Raw genomic sequence first — 17,109 nt, 5'->3', positions numbered from 1 at the left:
GGTTCGCGGCTTGAGCGCGGCCACGCTGGCGGCCGAGGTCTCGCACGAAATCGAGGTCAAGCACAGCCGCTTCCTGGCCCTGGCCGCGCCGGTAGACACGCCGGAGGCCGCGCTGGCCTTCCTCGCCCGCGTCGCCGACCCCGCCGCCACCCACAACTGCTGGGCGTACCGGATCGGCGCCCAGTACCGCTTCAACGACGACGGCGAACCGGCCGGCACCGCCGGCCGGCCGATCCTGGCCGCGATCGAGGGCCAGGGCTACGACCGCGTGGTGGCCGTGGTCACGCGCTGGTACGGCGGCATCAAGCTCGGCGCCGGCGGCCTAGTGCGCGCCTACGGCGGCTGCGCGGCCGAGTGCCTGCGCCGGGCCGAGCGGCGCGAACTGATCGTGCTGCGCAACGCGAGCCTGAGCTACGCCTTCGAGGACACCGGCGCCGTGCACGCAGCCCTGGCCGCCCACGGCGCCGACAAGCTGGACGAGGATTTCGACGCCACGGGCGCCCGCATGCGCATTCGCCTGCCCGAAAACCGCCTCGACGCCTTGAAAGCGCAGCTGCGCGACGCCACTCGTGATCGGGTACGCCTGCGCGCCGAAGACGCCGATACCCCATGACCGACACCGCCGACACCCCGCCGGCTCCGACCGCTGCCGCCAAGGCGCCCATCGGCAGCCTGCGCACCCTGTGGCCGTTCGTGCGCCGGCACCTGGGGCTGTTCATCGCCTGGCTGGTCGCCCTGGCCGCGTCCAGCACCGCCACGCTGAGCCTGCCGCCGGCGTTCAAGACCATGATCGACCAGGCCTTCACCCAGGGCGGCGGCGCGATCGATCAGGCCTTCGTGCTGCTGTTCGGTGTCGCGGTCGCGCTGGCCCTGGCCACCGCCGCGCGCTTCTTCTTCGTCTCGCTGCTGGGCGAACGCGTGGTCGCCGATCTGCGCCAGCAGCTGTACACCCACCTGATCGGCCTGGACGCCGGCTTCCACGACCGCAGCCGCAGCGGCGAGCTGGTCTCGCGCCTGACCGCCGACGCCGAACTGCTGCGCAGCGTGGTCGGCTCCAGCATGTCGGTCGCGCTGCGCAGCTCGATCACGGTGATCGGCAGCATCACCATGCTGTTCATCACCGAACCGCGTCTGGCCGCCTACGCGATGCTGGGCATTCCGCTGGCGGTGCTGCCGATCGTGATCGGCAGCCGCCGCCTGCAGAAGATCTCGCGCGCCAGCCAGGACCGCGTCGCCGACGCCAACACCCTGGCCAGCGAAACCCTGGGCGCGGTACGCACCGTACAGGCGCACGCGCGCGAACCCTACGAACGCGGCCGTTTCGACGCCGCGCTCAAGATCGCGGTGGCGACCGCGCGCAAGCGCATCGGCATCCAGTCGCTGGTCACCGCGGTGGCGATCACCCTGATCTTCGGCGCGATCACCCTGGTGCTGTGGTCGGGCGCGCACGAAGTCGCGCGCGGCCACATGACCGCCGGCACCCTGGGCCAGTTCATCCTCTACGCCCTGATCGCGGGCGGTTCGGTCGGCGCCCTGGCCGAGGTCTGGAACGATCTGCAACGCGCGGCCGGCGGCATGGGCCGGATCAGCGAACTGCTCAACGAGGACAGCGCGATCGAAGCGCCCGCGCAGCCGGAGGCGCTGCCGCAACCGGTACGCGGCGAGATCGCGTTCGACGACGTCACCTTCCACTACCCGATGCGCCCGGACTTGCCGGCGCTGGACGACTTCACCCTGCGCGTGCGTCCAGGCGAAACCGTAGCCCTGGTTGGCCCCTCGGGCGCCGGCAAGAGCACGGTGTTCTCGCTGCTGCTGCGCTTCCACGATCCGCAGTCCGGCGCGGTCCGCGTCGACGGCATCGACGCGCGCCGGCTGGACCCGTCGGCGCTGCGCGAAACCATCGCCCTGGTGCCGCAGCAACCGACCATTTTCGCCGCCACGGCGCGCGACAATATCCGCTACGGCCGCCTGGAAGCCGACGATGCCGCGGTCGAAGCCGCGGTGCGCGCCGCCCACGCCGCCGACTTCATCGACGCCCTGCCCGAGCGCCTGGACACCGAACTGGGCGAGCGCGGCGCGCGCCTGTCCGGCGGCCAGCAGCAGCGCATCGCGATCGCGCGCGCCCTGCTCAAGGACGCGCCCATCCTGCTGCTGGACGAGGCCACCAGCGCGCTGGATGCGCAGAGCGAACGCGCGGTGCAGCAGGCGCTGGAAACCCTGATGGAAGGCCGCACCACCCTGGTGATCGCGCATCGCCTGGCCACCGTGCTCAAGGCCGACCGCATCGTGGTCATGGACCGCGGCCGCATCGTCGCCGAGGGCAGCCACGAGCAATTGCTGGCTCAGGACGGTCTGTACGCGGAACTGGCGAAGCTGCAGTTCCTGGACTGAGCCCGAGGACGCGCGCCGGCATGGACACGACCCAGCTGAAGAAGTTCTGCGCGAAGTTCCCCGGCGCCGTGTCCACCCTGCACGGCCACCCGTCCAACATCCTCACCTACGCGGTCGGCGACAAGACCTTCGCCTATTTCAAGACCAGCGAACCCGAGCGCTGGCGCTTCAGCATCAAGGTCACGCCCGATCGCTTCCTGGAGCTGACCGGCGTGCCCGGGATCAAGCCCGCACGCTGGATGGGCCGCTTCCGCTGGATCACCATCGTCGACGTGCGCAGCGTGCCGGCCGACTACCTGCGCGAGCTGGTGGAGTGGTCGTATCGGGAAGCGCTGGGCAAACTCAGCCGCAAGCGTCGTGCGCTGGTGCTGAACGGCATCGACCCGTGACCGTAACCTGAGCCGCGAGGAGAACGCCCCGCCGGAGCGAGGCGTTCCCTGGCCGACGCTTACCGCGTCATCAGCGTCAGCCCATACTGGCTGAGGATGGGGTTGAGCCTATCGAAGTACATCCTGACCTGCGACGTAGGCAGCGAACAGTTGGTCCCGTCCGCGCCCACGTTACCGCCCGAGGTCACACCCTGCGCCTGACCGGCCGGGGTGATCCAAGCGCCGCCGGAATCGCCTTTACCGGCGCAGGCACTGGACTGGGTCAGGCCCCTCACCGTGCCTTCCTGGTAGTTCACGGTGACATTCTTGCCGGTAATGGAGCCGCAGCGGTACCCGGTGCGATAGCCCGAGCGGCAGACCGCCGCACCGATCGCCGCCTCGACGCTGCCCCGCACGGGCACTACGCCGCCGTTGTGGTCGGTGATTTCGGGCAACACGGTATGGGCGGTGCTGACCTGGACGTACGCACGATCGGTGCCGGGGAAGTTCGAGTGCGTGAACGATCCCAACGTCGAATTGCCCACATACACGCGGGTACCGACCGAACCGCAATGCCCGGCGGTCGCGTAGCCCGCAATGCCGCTACGCCTGGCCGGGATGCCGACCGAGCAGCCGAGGGTGGCGCCGGGGCTGAACCCATACAGCATGCCGCCGCGGATGGTGGCGACCAGGCTGGGCTTGTCCGCCGATTCGACGAAGCGCACGGTCGCGACATCGGCGCCGCTGGCCGCGACCAGGTCGATCGCTTCCTCGCTGGCGCCGGGGGAGAACGTCACCACCACGCTGTTGCTCGTGGGGTCCACATGCCACGAGTGCACGCCGGAGTAGAGCTTACTGATGCCCAATACGCGGCGCTGGGCGCTGCTGTCGAGCTGGCTCATCGACGACTGCAGCCGGCTCAGGCTGTAACGCACGCGGCGCAACTCCACGCCCGGCACCGCCAGCGCCTTGGCGCCGGCGGTGGCGGCGACAAAAACGAAACTGCCGTCGGCTTTACGCTCGATCCAACTACCGGCATAGCCGGCGCCGAGCTGGCGCTGGGCCAACGCCGCCTGCGATTGCGATACCCGCTCGGTTTTCAGGTATTGCGACATCTGCTGGGCATTGACGCCCATATCACGCTGCATCGCCGCCTTCAGCACCGGCGACACTTCGTCAGCGGCCATGGCGCTACCGCAAGAAATGGCCGCGAAGGCCACGACCAGCGGCAGCAGCGAACGCTTGGATTTGGAATGCTTCATGGAGAACTCCTGATGCGTTGAGCGTTTCCGCTCGGGGGAATTGACATCGTCGGAACCACCACGATGGGTAAACACGAACGTGGCGGGCATTGCCTGGTGACGCGGCGGAGCTTTCCCACGAGAGACGGGAACGCTTCGCGCGAACGAACTGCGTGAACAAAGTCGAGCCGTCATGACCGGGGACAGGATCGCGACGTCAAAAACAGCTCGCGTGCTGCGCTTGCACGACCTCGCACTGGTCGTTCTGCCGATTCGGCATATCGCCTTCGCACTCATGCATTGACCGTGCCCGGCGGTGGCGATCAGCGAACGGAAGAGGCTTGCATGGCGATTTCCTCCTGATAAATGGCCGTTACTCGAATGTGCGAAAACCGGTGGGATTGCTGAATCTCATCGTCAGCACCGCCATGACCGTCGGGATGGAACCGACTGCGTCGAAATCGACATCGCGATTGCGGACGCTTTTAGAAGATCAACTGCACGACAGTCCGTACAAGCCGATCGCAAGAGCGCGAACCGCCGAAAACAGGACTGCAATCACAGGAACGACATCGAGATCTGCGTGCGCGCGTGAAAATATTCGCACCCGTTTCGATACCCGAAAAAATGCGGCACACAGGGCGCATGACTTTTGCACGGACTATTTGGCAATCCGCCATGACTCAAAGGCACACGCCTTGCACTCGGCGCAACTGCTGCCGCGACCGTCATCGACAGCGACGGCAACTGGAATGTGGACAGCGACCTACATGCAGGCATCCAACGTCGCGAGCAACGCTACTGTCGGCGCGCAAGAGCGCCTGCGCGGGCCACGATGGCCGCCCAAGCAAAGAGGTCGGTACCGCCATGCGCTGGCGTCATCGCATGCACGCAAGCAGACCTAAAACCCGGAGCTCCCGTCGTGACGGGAGCTCCGGGCCGTGCTTGCGATGGCGATTAGCCGGTCACCAAGGTCAGGCTGTAGGTGCTGAGGATCGGGTTGATCGGCGTGAAATGGGTCTGAACCTTGTTCTGCGAATGCATGCAGTTGTGGGCGAAGGGCTCCGGCCCCAACAGATTCGCGGTCGAGGTCACGCCCTGGGCCTGTCCGGCCGGGGTGAAGAACGAGCCGCCCGAATCGCCCTTGCCGCCGCAGGCATTGGTGCGGGTCATGCCGCTCCAGGTGACCACGCCCGCGCTGGTATTGGCTTGCGTGGTGACGTTGATGGCCGTAATCGTGCCGCAGCGGGTCCCGGTGGTTCTGCCGGAACGGCAGACCACCGCACCGACCGGCGCCGGAACCGATCCCTTCACCGTGATGAAGTTGTTGTGGTTGTAGTCCACCACCCAAGGCGCGATCGTATGCTCCGGGTATACCGTGACCCAGGCCTTGTCGCTTTTCGGGAAATCGGACAACACGAAATGCCCGGTCAGATTGCCGGCAATCCAGACCTGTTGGCCCGCTTTGCCGCAATGTCCGGCCGTAGCGTAGCCCTTGTGCTCGTTCTGCATGACCATGAAGCCCACCGAACAGTACGAGGTGTACTGACCGACGGGATAGGTGTATTCGAAGCCGCCGGCGACCATGATCGCCGCCATCGCCTGTTGCTCGCCCTGGCTGGTCTCGAAGCGCACCGCGCCGGCGTCCGCCGAACTGGCGGCCACGAAGTCGACCGCGGCGTCGGTCGCGCCGGGCGCCAACTCGACCACCACGGTGTTGGTCGTTTGATCGACGTACCAGGCATGCACACCGTCCAGGGATTTGCTGATGCCGGGAATGCGCGACTTCGCGCCGCGGTCCAGCGACGCCATCGTGTCGTTCAGATGCGACAGGCTGTGGCGCACGCGACGCAGCTCGATGCCCTTGCGGCCGGCCAGGGCCTTGCCGCTGCCGGAGGTCGCCACCACCTGACGGAACGAACCATCGGCACCGCGCTCCAGCCAACTGCCGGCATAGCTGGCGCCCAGGGCGCGCTTGGCCGCGGCTTCTTCGGTGGCGGCAGCGCCTTCGAATTTCAGATACTGGCCCAGCTGCTGGGAACTCAGCCCCAGATCGCGCCGCATCGCATTCTTCACTTCGCTGGACAATTCGTCGGCGGCCACCGCGCCACCGCTGGCCAGCAGGGTCAGGCCGGCGCATGCGATCGCGCGCAGGGGCAGGTTTCGGGTTTTGGCGGAGATAACGGGCATACGGAGTACTCCAGGCGGGAGGAAGAGAGCACCGCTGCGCATCCACGAAGATGCGAGTGCCGGCCATCGCGCGCTCTTGGGCGCCGCGACGAAAACAGAGAAGCAATCGCATGCGGGTCCCGCAAGACGGCAGGAATGTGCCTGGACGCGCGACCTCGCCCGCGACTCGGGTGCGATGGCACAAAGCGCGCTCGCGGTGCGGACAGGTGGCGACGAAATTCGGCGAGTACAACGACAACGTGCGCTACAGCGCGCTTAACTCTCGGGCACGAGCCTGCGCCTGCGTGGCACTGAATGCATCACGCACACGCCGCGGCTACGCAAACGGTGAGATATCGGGCCGGCGAACGGTAGGAGATCCGCACACTTCATTGGCGCTTGTGCGCTCAGTGCGATCCCACGCCTACGACCAAAGCATAAGATGCGCGTCGCCATCGAAATCGCGTTATGCGACCGCGATCACCTAGCCCAAGCTGCCGAACGACCGCGGACGCTCCCTGGGCGGGAGCGTCCGGGCCGGTTGCACCGAAGAACCCTTACTGCGTGAGCAGGGTCAAACCGTACTGGCTGAGGATCGGCGTCAGGCGCTCGAAGAACGTCACCCGCTGCGCCTGCGCCACGCCGCAGTTGTTGGTGCTGCCCTGCGGAATCTGCCCGCCCGAACTCACGCCCTGGGCCTGCCCGGCCGTGGTGATCCAGGAGCCGCCGGAGTCGCCGCCGCCGATGCAGGCGTTGGAGCGCGTCAGGCCGCGCACCGTACCCTCGGCGTAATTCACGGTGACGTTCTTGGCGGTGATGGTGCCGCAGCGATAGCCGGTGGTGCGGCCCGAACGGCAGACCGCCGCGCCGGTCGCCGCCTCGGTGCTGCCACGCACGATCACGTTGCCGCCGGCATAGTTGCTGACCTGCGGCTGCAGCGTATGCGTGGAACCGACCTGAACCCAGGCGCGATCCGTGCCCGGGAAGTTGGATTGCGCGAACGAGCCCACCGCCGCGCCGCCCACCCGCACCGTTGCGCCGGCCGAACCACAATGGCCGGCGGTGACGAAGCCCTTGGTCGCGCCGCGCGTGACCGAGAAGCCGACCGAGCATAGGTACTGGTTGTTGATGGTGTATTCGATGCCACCGCGAATGGTCGCGGTCAGACGCGGTTCGCCCACCGATTCGACAAACCGCACGACACCGGCGTCGGCGCCGCTGGCCGCGACCAGGTCCACCGCCTCGTCGGTCGCGCCTGGCGCCACCGCGATCACCACCGAGTTGCTCTGCGGATCGACGTACCACGAATGCACGCCGCCGTAGAGCTTGCTGATTCCCAGCACGCGCTGTTGCGCGCCGCCGTCGAGCCGGTCCATCGCCGACTGCAGCCGTCCCAGGCTGTAGCGCACGCGCCGCACTTCGGCGCCGGCCACCGGCGAGGCGTCCGCGCCTGCGGTGGCGACGACGAAGGCGAACGAGCCGTCGCTCTTTTGTTCGATCCAACTGCCGGCATAGCCCGCGCCGAAGCGGCGTTGCGCGAGGGCAGCCTGCTGTTCGGCGATACGTTCGGTCTTCAGGTATTGCGACCACTGCGCCGGCATCACGCCCAGGTCGCGCTGCAGAACCGACTTCAGGACCGGATCGGTCGGATCCGCGGCGATGGCACTGAATGCCGCGCTGGCGATGGCGAGCGAGAGCAGGCAGCGACGTACGTTGGTACCTTGCATGGCGAGTTTCTCCTTGAGTGAGCGTATGCGCTCGGGGACGGCCCGGGGTGGGCCGCGGCGCCGCGTATCGGCGGCGGCCTGAACTCGGGCGCGTTCCGTGCCACGACGTGAGAACAGGCCCGTTCAAGGAAGCAAAGCCGAGCGTCCACGGCAATCGCCATGCACAGGCCGGGATCACAGCGGAAGCTTGAATCGAATCACAAGACCGCAACGCTCCCGGGCGACGTTCATCGCGGTGAAGGTCGCGTCACGACGGATATACGCGCGTAAGGACGTACGCCAACCGACCCAGCCGAGTCGCACGGCAACGACGCTGCGGGTGGAATATCCCAACCAATCGGGCGGCTCATGCGGGCGCGACCGGAGCAGCTAAAGCGTTCGAAGAAACATCGCGACCGCGAACGCTCCACGGGCGGGAGCGTTCGTGGTCGCTTGCGCTACTGGGCGCTTACTGCGTCACGAGAGTCAAGCCGTACTGGCTCAGGATCGGATTCAAACGCTCGAACCAGCTGACGCGCTGCGAAGCCGAAATGTTGCAATTGCTGTTGGTGCCGTCGTCCGCAAGCTCGCCGCCCGAGCTCACGCCCTGGCCTTGACCGGCGGTGGTGATCCAGGAGCCGCCGGAATCGCCGCGTCCCACGCAGGCATTGCCCTGGCTCAGGCCGCGCACGGTCAGGATCGAGCCGTCGTCCATTTGGTAGTTCACGGTGACGTTCTTGGCCGTGATCGTGCCGCAGCGATATTGAGTGGTACGACCGGAGCGGCACACCGCAGCGCCGATCGCGGCTTCGGTGCTGCCGCGCACCGAGACGTAGCCGCCGGCATAGTTGGTGACCTGACCCACCAAGGTGTGGCTGTTGCCGACCGTCACCCAGGCGCGGTCGTTGCCCGGAAAATGCGACTGCGTGAACGAACCCACGGTGACGCCGCCGATCCGCACCGTCTGGCCCTGCCCACCGCAATGGCCCGCGGTCGCGAAGCCCTTGACGCTACCGCGCGTCACCGGGAAGCCCACCGAGCACAGGAAGGTGCCGCCCGAAGTCGGCATCTGATACTCGATGCCGCCGCGGATGGTCGCGGCCAGGCGCGGCACGGTCGCGGATTGCACAACCCGCACCGTCGAGGCGTCGGCGCCGCTGGCCGCGACGAAATCGATCGCCTGGTCGAGCGCGTCCGGAGCGGCGCTCACCACGACCGAATTGGTGGTCGGATCCACGTACCAGGAATGCACGCCGGTCATCGGCTTGCTGATACCTGGGATGCGACGCTGCGCGCTGGCGTCCAGCGAGGACATCGCCGACCGCAAGGCGCTCAGGCTGTGACGCACGCGACGCACTTCGACGCCGGGCGCGGCAAGCACCTTGCCCGCGCCGGAGGTCGCGGCGACCGCGGCGAAGCTGCCGTCCGCGCGACGCTCGATCCAGCTACCCGCGAAGCTGGCGCCGAGTTTCCGCTCCATCGCCTGGGCCTGACCCTCGGCCAGGCGCTCGGCCTTCTGGTGCTGCGCCAGCTGATGCGGCGCCACGCCCAGGTCGCGTTGCATGGCCAGCCTCAGGCCCGGATCGAGCTCCTCGGCGGCCATGGCGTGGCCCGATAGCGCGGCGGAAGCGACGACCAACGACAACAATGAACGACCTATCTTGGATCCCTTCATGACGACTTCCTCATTTGACGAGCGATTGCCCGTAGCGTGGACGACCCGTTCGGATCGGTGGATAGAAGCGACGCGGCGCGTCGCATCGGCCGTCTGCCGTCGAATGCTTGTTAGGCACGATTCGTTGGCAGGCGCGTCCACGACAACAGAGCCGCGAACGATGCAACAAGCCGCACGCATCGACTCGGTCCGCATAAAAGTTGGAAGCGGATCACAGGAATGGATATACGCATGCGATAGCGCGCATCGTCGGATGCGATCGATGGGGATGCCGGAAAACTCGAGCGAAAATCGCGCGCGTCATGCGGGCGCAGCGACGAACGCAACCGATACTTGCGCTGCTACACGCGCGCGGCACTTTGTGGGTGATGCGACCGCATTTCGATAGCGCCGATTGCTGCGTTTGCAGGCACTATCGGCTCGAAATCGCGTTCATGGCTGGATGCGGATCGGCGTGCCCGTCGGTACTCGACGCCATATTTCCTCGATCTCGTCATCGCTGACCGCGGCGCAGCCGTCGGTCCAGTCTTCGCGCCACCAGCGCGCGCTACCGCCATGGATCATGATGTCGCCGCCGGGGTCGACGCCCAGCTCGCGCGCCCACCGACGATCGCGCTCGTTCGGATACGACGCCTGCAACGACAGGTGGAAGGCGCTGCTGGGATTGCGATCGCTGATGCGGTACTCGCCCTCGGGGGTGCGCTCGTCGCCTCGCCGCCGCTTGTGACCCTGCGGCGCGTCGCCCAGGTCGATGCGGTACCGGCCGATCACCCGGCCCTCGCGCAGCAGATCCATGCGGCGCTCGGACTTGTCGATCACGATGCGATCGGCGCGCTGCGCGGACGGCAGCAGGACCGGCGCGTCGCGCCCGTAGGCGGAACCGGCACCGTGCGGTCGTCGTCCTGGGCGCAACCCGCTATCGCCAACAACGCAAGCCACAACGACGTCCGCAGCGGCAGGTTCATTCCGGCAGTGCCCGCTGCAGGATCGCCGCGTAGTCGACATCGCCCGGCAGGGTGCCGAAAGCCAGACCGTGCGCGCCGCCCAGTCGGCTGCGGCAGAAGGCTTCGGCGCAGGGGCTGCGCGCGTCCAATAGCACGCCGGCTTGCATCGCCAGCGCGAGGCGCTCGACCCAGTGCCGTGCCTGACCTTCCTCGATGCGCACGCGGCCGTCCAGCACCGGTTCGAGTTCGGCGATGCGCGCATCCAGCGCCGCGTCGGCACCGAGGTGGCGGCGCAACTCGTTGAGCACCGCATGTCCCGCCTCCGGCTCGCGCGCCAGCGCGCGCAGCACGTCCAGGCATTGGATGTTGCCGCTGCCCTCCCAAATCGAATTCAGCGGCGCCTGCCGGTACAGCCGCGGCAGCAGCGACTCCTCGACGTAACCGGCGCCGCCCAGGCACTCCTGGGCCTCGTTGACGAAGGCCGGGGCGCGCTTGCAGATCCAGTACTTGCCCACCGCCGTAGCGATGCGCGCGTACGCAGCCTCCCCGGCATCCAGCGACGCACGATCGACCGCGCGCGCGACCCGCAGCGAGAACTGCAACGCCGCCTCGGCCTCGATCGCCAGGTCGGCCAGCACGTTGCGCATCAACGCGTGCTCGACCAGATGCTTTCCGAACGTCTGCCGATGGCGCGCATGATGCAGCGCCTGCGCCAACGCCATGCGCATCTCGGCGGCCGAGCCCAGCATGCAATCCAGACGGGTCAGCATCACCATCTCGATGATGGTCGCCACGCCGCGGCCCTCGTCGCCGATGCGCTGGGCCCAGGCGCCCTCGAACTCGACTTCGGACGAGGCATTGGACCAGTCGCCCAGCTTGTCCTTGAGCCGCATCAGGCGCAGCGCATTGCGACTGCCGTCGGGGCGCCAGCGCGGCAGCAGGAAACAGCTCAGCCCGGCCGGTGCCTGCGCCAGCACCAGGAACCCATCGGACATCGGCGCCGAGAAGAACCACTTGTGCCCGACCAGGCGGTACTCGTCGCCGGACAGCGGCGTGGCCACGGTCTGGTTCGCACGCACGTCCGAGCCGCCTTGTTTCTCGGTCATGCCCATGCCCAGAGTCACGCCGGCCTTGTCGCCCATCGGCAGGTCGCGACCGTCGTAATGCGGCGCGGCGGCCTTGCGCGCCCACTCCGCCAGCGCGGGCGCATGGCGCAGCACCGGCAACGCCGCGTGGGTCATGGTCAGCGGACAACTCGTGCCCGGTTCGACCTGATGGTGCAGGTAACTGAGCGCGGCGCGCGCCACATGCGCGCCGGCGCCGCCGTGATGCCAGGAGTAGCCGGCCACGCCGTGCTCGATCGCGGCCTGCATCAGGGCGTGATAGTTGGGATGAAACTCGACCAGGTCGATGCGCTGGCCATAGCGGTCGTGGCTGCGCAGACGCGGCCGATCGCGGTGGGCATCGAAGCTGAGCGCATACAGCGCGTCGCCGGCCAGGGCCGCATACGCCGAGAGCCGGGCGACGTGGTCGCCGCCGCCCTCGCGCGCGACCGCGTCGCGCAAGGCCGCGTCGTCGCGCCACAGATCGCGCGGCGCGAACGGCGGCGGTTGATTCTCGACCCGGTGGGTCGCGAACGGCGGCAGCTCGGACATCGTCGACTCCCTGCGAACGGCGCGAGCTTCGATTCTAGAGCGTCCGGCGCGCCGATCGCGACCGCCGCGCTCGCTCAGGGCTGCTCGCCCATGCGCTGCTCCAGCGCCTCCAGGAAGGTCGGCGCCAACGGCAGCGCGCCAAACCAGCCGCTGCGCAGGCCGGTGAGCACGCGCAGCATCTGCCCGCGCCCGCCCGGCACCCGCGACATCGGATGGAACACCCGGTCGCGCAGCGCGGCGATGCGGTCGTAATCGGACTGGAACAGCGGCGTGAGCCAGCGACTCCAGAAGTGATAGACGCCTACGTGCTTGCGGCGCTGACTCTGGTAGTGCGCCAGAGCGTGCGGAATGTCGGGTTGCGTGCGCAGCGCGTCGCGCAGCGCCAGCGCATCCAGCAGCGCCATGTTCACGCCCTGCCCCAGTTGCGGGCTCATGGCGTGCGCGGCGTCGCCCAGCAACACCGCGCGATCGCGATGCCAGCGCCGCGCGACCGCGTCGCGATAGCGCGCCTGCGCCAGTCCCTGCGGCACGGCGGTGTCGCGCAGGCGCGCGGCCGCCTCCGGCCACACCGCCGCGACCGCGCCGCGCCAGGCGCTCTCGTCCCGTACCGCGTCGCTGTCCAAGGCCGCGACCGGCAAGCTCCAGAAGAAGCTCAGGCGTTCGCTGGCGTCGCCGGGCCGGCTGCCGACCGGCAGCATGCCTATCATGCGGCGCGCGCCGACATAGCGTTGGCGCAGTTCGTCCTGCCACGCCCAATCGCCGCGCTCGACCAGACACCATTGCGCGCCCCAGGGATAAGGCCGGTCCAGCGCGGGCGCCGCCACGCCCGCGCGCAGCAACGAGGCCGCGCCGTTGGCGACGACGATCAGGTCGTAGGGCCCGTGCTCGTCGCCATCGGCGTCGCGCAGCAGACCGCGCGGGTGATCGAGGGCGACGATGTCGCGGCCGCAGTGCACGCGCCGGCCCTCGTCCCAGGCCTGGTCCAGCAGGGCGAACAGCGCGCCGCGCTGCAGTCCCAGGCCGAAATAGCGCGGGTGCAATTCGCGATAGCGCATGTCCATCACCGCGCGCCCGGCCACGGTCTCGCCGTACAGACGTCGCACGCGCGCGCCGTAGCGCAGCGCGGCGTCGAGCAAGCCCAGTTCCCACAGCACGCCCAATCCAGTGGGCTGGAGCAGGAAGCCCGCGCCTACCGGGCCGAGCACCGGTGCGCGCTCGAACACTTCGACATCGTGGCCGTCGCGACTGAGCAGCAAGGCGGCGGCTTGGCCACCGCTGCCGTAGCCGACGATGCCGATGCGCAACGGGGTACTCATGCGCGACTCCTAAGCGCATGGCGCCAAGAAAAAAGCCCCGCCGTAGCGGGGCCTGGAACACAGACCGGGCCGGATCGCGGCTGCGAGCAGCGCATCCGCAAGCGTCGACCCAGCAAATCGATCACGCCGCGGGCGTCACTTCGGACGCCTGCGCGCCCTTCGGTCCTTGGGTCAGCTGGTAGCTGACGCGCTGGCCTTCCTGCAGGCTGCGAAATCCCTTCGCAACGATGGCGGAGAAGTGGACGAATACATCGGCGCTGCCGTCTTCGGGCGAGATGAAGCCGAAGCCCTTGGCGTCGTTGAACCATTTCACGGTGCCGTACTGCATATCCTTATTGACCTCATGCTGGATGCGTTTGTCGTGCGCCATCGCGTCGGGGCGACCGAGACGCATCGCGAGTATATGCAAACTGAACAGGATGATGACAAGCATCTGGCGGACGAATACGGATGTCGCGACGCAAGAAACCGCGACGCAACGGCCGACTGACGCTGAGCGTCAGAAAAATTGCGATGCAGATCACTTTGCCAGCAGTGTCGCCAGCAATTTCGGCAGTTCCGCGGTCGCCGCGGCGACATGATCGAGCACGTCCTGCAGCGTGATTATTTCGTCAGGATCGGGCCCGGCACCGGCGGCCCAGTTGGCGACGATGGCCAGGCAGGCGTAATCCAGGCCCAGCTCGCGCGCCAGTCCGGCCTCGGGCATGCCGGTCATGCCGACCAGATCGCAGCCGTCGCGACGCATGCGCGCGATCTCGGCACGCGTCTCCAGACGCGGCCCCTGGGTGGCGCCGTAACAGCCTTCGTCGACCATCGCCACGCCGGCCTCGCGCGCGGCCGCGATCACCGCCTGGCGCAGGCTGCGCGTATACGGCTCGCCGAAATCCACGTGCAGCACTTCGCCGCCGCCGCGGCCTTCGGCATCGACCTCGCACAGGGTCGATATGCGTCCCCAGGTGTAGTCGATCAGCTGATCCGGACAGGCCAGCACGCGCGGGCCGAAACGTTCGGTGATGCCGCCGACGGTGTTGAGCGCCAGCACGCGCTGCGCGCCCAGCGCCTGCAGGGCGGCGAGATTGGCGCGGTAGTTGATCGCATGCGGAGGCAGCGAATGGCCTTCGCCGTGGCGGGCCAGGAACGCGACCCGACGCCCGCCCAGCGTGCCGATCCGGATCGGACCGGAGGGCGCGCCGTAGCGCGTGAGCGGCTGATGGGTTTCCACGTCCGCCAGCTCGGCCAGCTTGTACAGGCCGGTGCCGCCGATGACGGCCAGATCGATGCTTGCCTCGCCCATCTCAGTCCTTCAATGCGTAGATCGCGGGCAGGTTGCGGCCCTGCTCGTGGTAGTCCATGCCGTAACCGAACACGTAACGGTCCGGCACTTCGATGCCGACGTAATCCGCGCAGATGCCCGGCACGCAGCGATCGTGGGCCTTGACCGCGAGCGCGGCGATGCGCACTTCGCTCGCGCCCTGCTCGCGACACCATTCGCGGATCGCATGCAGGGTGTGCCCCTCGTCGAGGATGTCGTCGGCCAGCAGCACGCGACGCCCGCTCAGCGCGGTCGCCGGACGGTGCTTCCAGACCAGCTCGCCGCCCGAGGTCGCGCCGCGATAACGGGTGGCGTGCAGGTAGTCGAATTCCAGATCCAGGCCGCGCTCGCCCAGTTCCATCGCCAACTGCGCGGCGAACGGCAGGCCGCCATGCATCACGGTCAGATAGACCGGCCGCTCGCCGGCGTAGTCGGCGCGGATGCCGTCGGCCATGCGCGCGATCGCCTGCTCCAGGGTCTTGCGGTCGAACAGCAGATCGGCGTTGCGCAGCGCCGCGGCCAGATCGGCGCCGTTGCCGGTTTTAGCGCTCATCAGGCCAGGCCCTCGACGCGACCGCGGCTGTCGCCGTAGCGCTGATCGGCGATCAGGCCGTCCCAGCCCATCGCGCCGCGACCGATCAGGCCGGTCAGCGCCATGGTGTTGAGCTTGCGGCCGGCGACCGCGGCCAAGGATTCGTCGACCAGGTTCGGATGGCAGACCAGCACCACGTCGCAGCCCGCGTCCAGGTGCGCGTCGATGCGCGCCTTGACGCCGCCGACCGAGAACGCGGCGGCCATGCCGATGTCGTCGCTGAAGACCACGCCGCGGAAGCCCATTTCCTTGCGCAGGATCTCCTCGATCCAGCGCGGCGAATAGCCGGCCGGCTCCGGCGCGATCTCCGGATAGACCACGTGCGCCATCATCACCGCATCGGCCTTGGCCTCGATGCCGGCGACGAACGGAATCAGATCGGTCGCGCGCATCTCGTCCAGGCTGCGGCGATCGACGGCGTTGTCGAAATGGGTGTCCTCGAGCACCGAGCCATGGCCCGGGAAATGCTTGAGCGTCGCGGCCATGCCGGCCGCATGCATGCCGCGCACGTAGGCGCGGGTGAACTCGGCGACGATCCGCGGATCGGCGTCGAAGGCGCGATCGCCGATGGCGCGATTGCCGCGCCCCAGATCGACCACCGGCGCGAAGCTGAGGTCGACCCCGCTGGCCTGCACTTCCTGCGCCATCAGCCAGGCGTGTTCCTCGGCCAGCTTGAGCGCGGCGGCGGGATCGCTCGCGTAGCGGCGGCCGAACCCTTCCAGCGCCGGCAGCGCGCTGTAGCCCTCGCGGAAGCGCTGCACGCGCCCGCCTTCCTGGTCAACGCAGATCAGCTGCGGACGCGGCGCGGCCTCGCGGATCGCGGCCGACAGTTCGGCGACCTGCGCCTTGGACGCGAAGTTGCGGGTGAACAGGATCACGCCGGCGCAGGCATCGTGCTGCAACCAGTCGCGCTCTTGCGCGGTGAGTTCGGTACCGGCGACGCCGATCACGAGCATGCGGGGACTCCTAGCGGGTATGGCTGCGCTGACTGCGCGGGGCCATTGTCTCGCAGAAGCCGCTACAGGCGTAGCCCGGGGCCCCTGCGGGCGCGGCGGCGGCGGTTTCGGGGCGTTTCACGAAATGGCAACGATGGCTGGATCCGGCTTTGCGCCTGGAGAGCGTCGCTCTGAACCCGGCCCGCGGACAGCCCGCCGGCGTTCAGTCGCGCACGAACCTGCGGTTACTAAACACACGCCCTCCCCTGTCCAAAGAGGGAGGCCAAATTCAGGGCGCCTGGCCGGAGCGCTCGTCGGCGCTCCAGTCGGCGTAGGGGCGCGTGGCCAGGGCCAGGTTGTAGTAGCGCGCCGCGTCGGTCACCTCGCGGCCCAGCCAGTCCGGGCGAGCATAGGCCTCGTCGGCGTGCTGGAGCTCCAGTTCGGCCACCACCAGCCCGGCGTTGTCGCCCAGGAACTCATCGACCTCCCACAGGTGACCCTGGTGCTCGACGTAGTGGCGACGCTTGTCGATCGTGCCGCCGGTGCACAAGACCATCAGCGCGCGCGCATCGGCGACCGGAATCGGGTAATCGAACTCCTGCCGGGTATGACCCAGCTCGCGCGACTTCAAATTCAGATACGCCGCATCGCCGGCGATGCGCACCCGCACCGACGCCTTCATCGCACCGCTGTCGAGGATCGCCAGATCGTTGAGATACCCCTGCGCCATCGGCACGACTTCACGCGCCGCGGCGCGCCAGCCGTCACCCGAGACCAGGAATTTGCGTTCGATTTCGATACCCAT

General features: G+C 68.2%; 15 protein-coding genes. 3 read left to right on the top strand and 12 right to left on the bottom strand.

Annotation, left to right across the window (positions count from 1 at the left end; all coding sequences use genetic code 11):
- Positions 1 to 10: 10 nt before the first annotated feature.
- From ASE35_RS02390 to ASE35_RS02380, 3 genes are read left to right on the top strand one after another with little or no spacing between them, the layout of a single operon-like run.
- The gene (locus ASE35_RS02390) at positions 11 to 613 is read left to right on the top strand and encodes a YigZ family protein (RefSeq protein ID WP_056173537.1); all 603 of its coding nucleotides are present in this window, start codon (positions 11 to 13) and stop codon (positions 611 to 613) included.
- Positions 610 to 2,391, top strand: coding sequence for an ABC transporter transmembrane domain-containing protein (locus tag ASE35_RS02385; RefSeq protein ID WP_057161266.1), 1,782 nt, complete (start codon positions 610 to 612; stop codon positions 2,389 to 2,391). Before ASE35_RS02390 ends, ASE35_RS02385 begins: the two co-directional genes overlap by 4 nt.
- Before the next feature lie 20 nt (positions 2,392 to 2,411).
- On the top strand, positions 2,412 to 2,780 hold the full coding sequence (locus ASE35_RS02380) for an MmcQ/YjbR family DNA-binding protein (protein WP_057162858.1): 369 nt from the start codon (positions 2,412 to 2,414) through the stop codon (positions 2,778 to 2,780).
- A gap of 59 nt (positions 2,781 to 2,839) precedes the next feature.
- On the opposite strand, the gene ASE35_RS02375 is transcribed toward ASE35_RS02380, so the two are convergent.
- The 12 genes from ASE35_RS02375 to ASE35_RS02320 all read right to left on the bottom strand — a co-directional run bounded on the left by ASE35_RS02375 (position 2,840) and on the right by ASE35_RS02320 (position 17,109).
- Positions 2,840 to 4,021, bottom strand: coding sequence for a S1 family peptidase (locus tag ASE35_RS02375; RefSeq protein WP_057162857.1), 1,182 nt, complete (start codon positions 4,019 to 4,021; stop codon positions 2,840 to 2,842).
- 936 nt (positions 4,022 to 4,957) lie between these two features.
- The gene (locus ASE35_RS02370) at positions 4,958 to 6,190 is read right to left on the bottom strand and encodes a S1 family peptidase (protein WP_057162856.1); all 1,233 of its coding nucleotides are present in this window, start codon (positions 6,188 to 6,190) and stop codon (positions 4,958 to 4,960) included.
- Between the two features lie 536 nt (positions 6,191 to 6,726).
- Complete coding sequence (locus ASE35_RS02365) at positions 6,727 to 7,896, bottom strand: S1 family peptidase (protein ID WP_057162855.1); 1,170 nt, start codon at positions 7,894 to 7,896, stop codon at positions 6,727 to 6,729.
- A 448-nt stretch (positions 7,897 to 8,344) separates the two neighbouring features.
- Positions 8,345 to 9,550 (bottom strand): S1 family peptidase, encoded by a 1,206-nt coding sequence (locus ASE35_RS02360; RefSeq protein WP_157489223.1) that lies wholly within the window; start codon positions 9,548 to 9,550, stop codon positions 8,345 to 8,347.
- A gap of 432 nt (positions 9,551 to 9,982) precedes the next feature.
- The gene (locus tag ASE35_RS02355) at positions 9,983 to 10,462 is read right to left on the bottom strand and encodes a L,D-transpeptidase family protein (RefSeq protein WP_235569979.1); all 480 of its coding nucleotides are present in this window, start codon (positions 10,460 to 10,462) and stop codon (positions 9,983 to 9,985) included.
- A gap of 49 nt (positions 10,463 to 10,511) precedes the next feature.
- Positions 10,512 to 12,149 carry an acyl-CoA dehydrogenase family protein gene (locus ASE35_RS02350; protein WP_157489222.1) on the bottom strand — a complete coding sequence of 546 codons (1,638 nt, stop codon included), beginning with the start codon at positions 12,147 to 12,149 and terminating at the stop codon, positions 10,512 to 10,514.
- A gap of 74 nt (positions 12,150 to 12,223) precedes the next feature.
- A complete protein-coding gene (locus tag ASE35_RS02345; RefSeq protein WP_057161272.1) occupies positions 12,224 to 13,465 on the bottom strand; it encodes an NAD(P)/FAD-dependent oxidoreductase in 1,242 nt (413 codons plus the stop codon).
- Between the two features lie 121 nt (positions 13,466 to 13,586).
- Positions 13,587 to 13,793, bottom strand: coding sequence for a cold-shock protein (locus tag ASE35_RS02340; RefSeq protein ID WP_056176409.1), 207 nt, complete (start codon positions 13,791 to 13,793; stop codon positions 13,587 to 13,589).
- A gap of 192 nt (positions 13,794 to 13,985) precedes the next feature.
- The gene (locus ASE35_RS02335) at positions 13,986 to 14,759 is read right to left on the bottom strand and encodes an S-methyl-5'-thioinosine phosphorylase (RefSeq protein WP_057162853.1); all 774 of its coding nucleotides are present in this window, start codon (positions 14,757 to 14,759) and stop codon (positions 13,986 to 13,988) included.
- A 1-nt stretch (position 14,760) separates the two neighbouring features.
- Positions 14,761 to 15,330 (bottom strand): hypoxanthine-guanine phosphoribosyltransferase, encoded by a 570-nt coding sequence (locus ASE35_RS02330; RefSeq protein ID WP_056173511.1) that lies wholly within the window; start codon positions 15,328 to 15,330, stop codon positions 14,761 to 14,763.
- Entirely contained in the window at positions 15,330 to 16,325 is a 996-nt protein-coding gene (gene nagZ / locus ASE35_RS02325) for a beta-N-acetylhexosaminidase (RefSeq protein WP_057162852.1), read from the bottom strand. Before nagZ ends, ASE35_RS02330 begins: the two co-directional genes overlap by 1 nt.
- A gap of 268 nt (positions 16,326 to 16,593) precedes the next feature.
- Positions 16,594 to 17,109: a CYTH domain-containing protein gene (locus tag ASE35_RS02320; RefSeq protein WP_057162851.1), complete on the bottom strand. Its 516-nt coding sequence runs from the start codon at positions 17,107 to 17,109 to the stop codon at positions 16,594 to 16,596.

The organism is Lysobacter sp. Root916, assembly GCF_001429785.1.
Classification (GTDB): Bacteria; Pseudomonadota; Gammaproteobacteria; order Xanthomonadales; family Xanthomonadaceae; genus Lysobacter.
This window is presented reverse-complemented; position numbering and strand designations above follow the sequence as displayed.

What these genes read in the sequence shown, in the direction of transcription:
- ASE35_RS02385 (WP_057161266.1), top strand. Translation starts at nt 610, where the DNA reads ATGACCGACACCGCCGACACCCCGCCGGCTCCGACCGCTGCCGCCAAG.
- ASE35_RS02380 (WP_057162858.1), top strand. Translation starts at nt 2,412, where the DNA reads ATGGACACGACCCAGCTGAAGAAGTTCTGCGCGAAGTTCCCCGGCGCC.
- ASE35_RS02375 (WP_057162857.1), bottom strand. Translation starts at nt 4,021, where the DNA reads ATGAAGCATTCCAAATCCAAGCGTTCGCTGCTGCCGCTGGTCGTGGCC.
- ASE35_RS02370 (WP_057162856.1), bottom strand. Translation starts at nt 6,190, where the DNA reads ATGCCCGTTATCTCCGCCAAAACCCGAAACCTGCCCCTGCGCGCGATC.
- ASE35_RS02365 (WP_057162855.1), bottom strand. Translation starts at nt 7,896, where the DNA reads ATGCAAGGTACCAACGTACGTCGCTGCCTGCTCTCGCTCGCCATCGCC.
- ASE35_RS02360 (WP_157489223.1), bottom strand. Translation starts at nt 9,550, where the DNA reads ATGAAGGGATCCAAGATAGGTCGTTCATTGTTGTCGTTGGTCGTCGCT.
- ASE35_RS02350 (WP_157489222.1), bottom strand. Translation starts at nt 12,149, where the DNA reads ATGTCCGAGCTGCCGCCGTTCGCGACCCACCGGGTCGAGAATCAACCG.
- ASE35_RS02345 (WP_057161272.1), bottom strand. Translation starts at nt 13,465, where the DNA reads ATGAGTACCCCGTTGCGCATCGGCATCGTCGGCTACGGCAGCGGTGGC.
- ASE35_RS02340 (WP_056176409.1), bottom strand. Translation starts at nt 13,793, where the DNA reads ATGCAGTACGGCACCGTGAAATGGTTCAACGACGCCAAGGGCTTCGGC.
- ASE35_RS02335 (WP_057162853.1), bottom strand. Translation starts at nt 14,759, where the DNA reads ATGGGCGAGGCAAGCATCGATCTGGCCGTCATCGGCGGCACCGGCCTG.
- ASE35_RS02330 (WP_056173511.1), bottom strand. Translation starts at nt 15,330, where the DNA reads ATGAGCGCTAAAACCGGCAACGGCGCCGATCTGGCCGCGGCGCTGCGC.
- nagZ (WP_057162852.1), bottom strand. Translation starts at nt 16,325, where the DNA reads ATGCTCGTGATCGGCGTCGCCGGTACCGAACTCACCGCGCAAGAGCGC.
- ASE35_RS02320 (WP_057162851.1), bottom strand. Translation starts at nt 17,109, where the DNA reads ATGGGTATCGAAATCGAACGCAAATTCCTGGTCTCGGGTGACGGCTGG.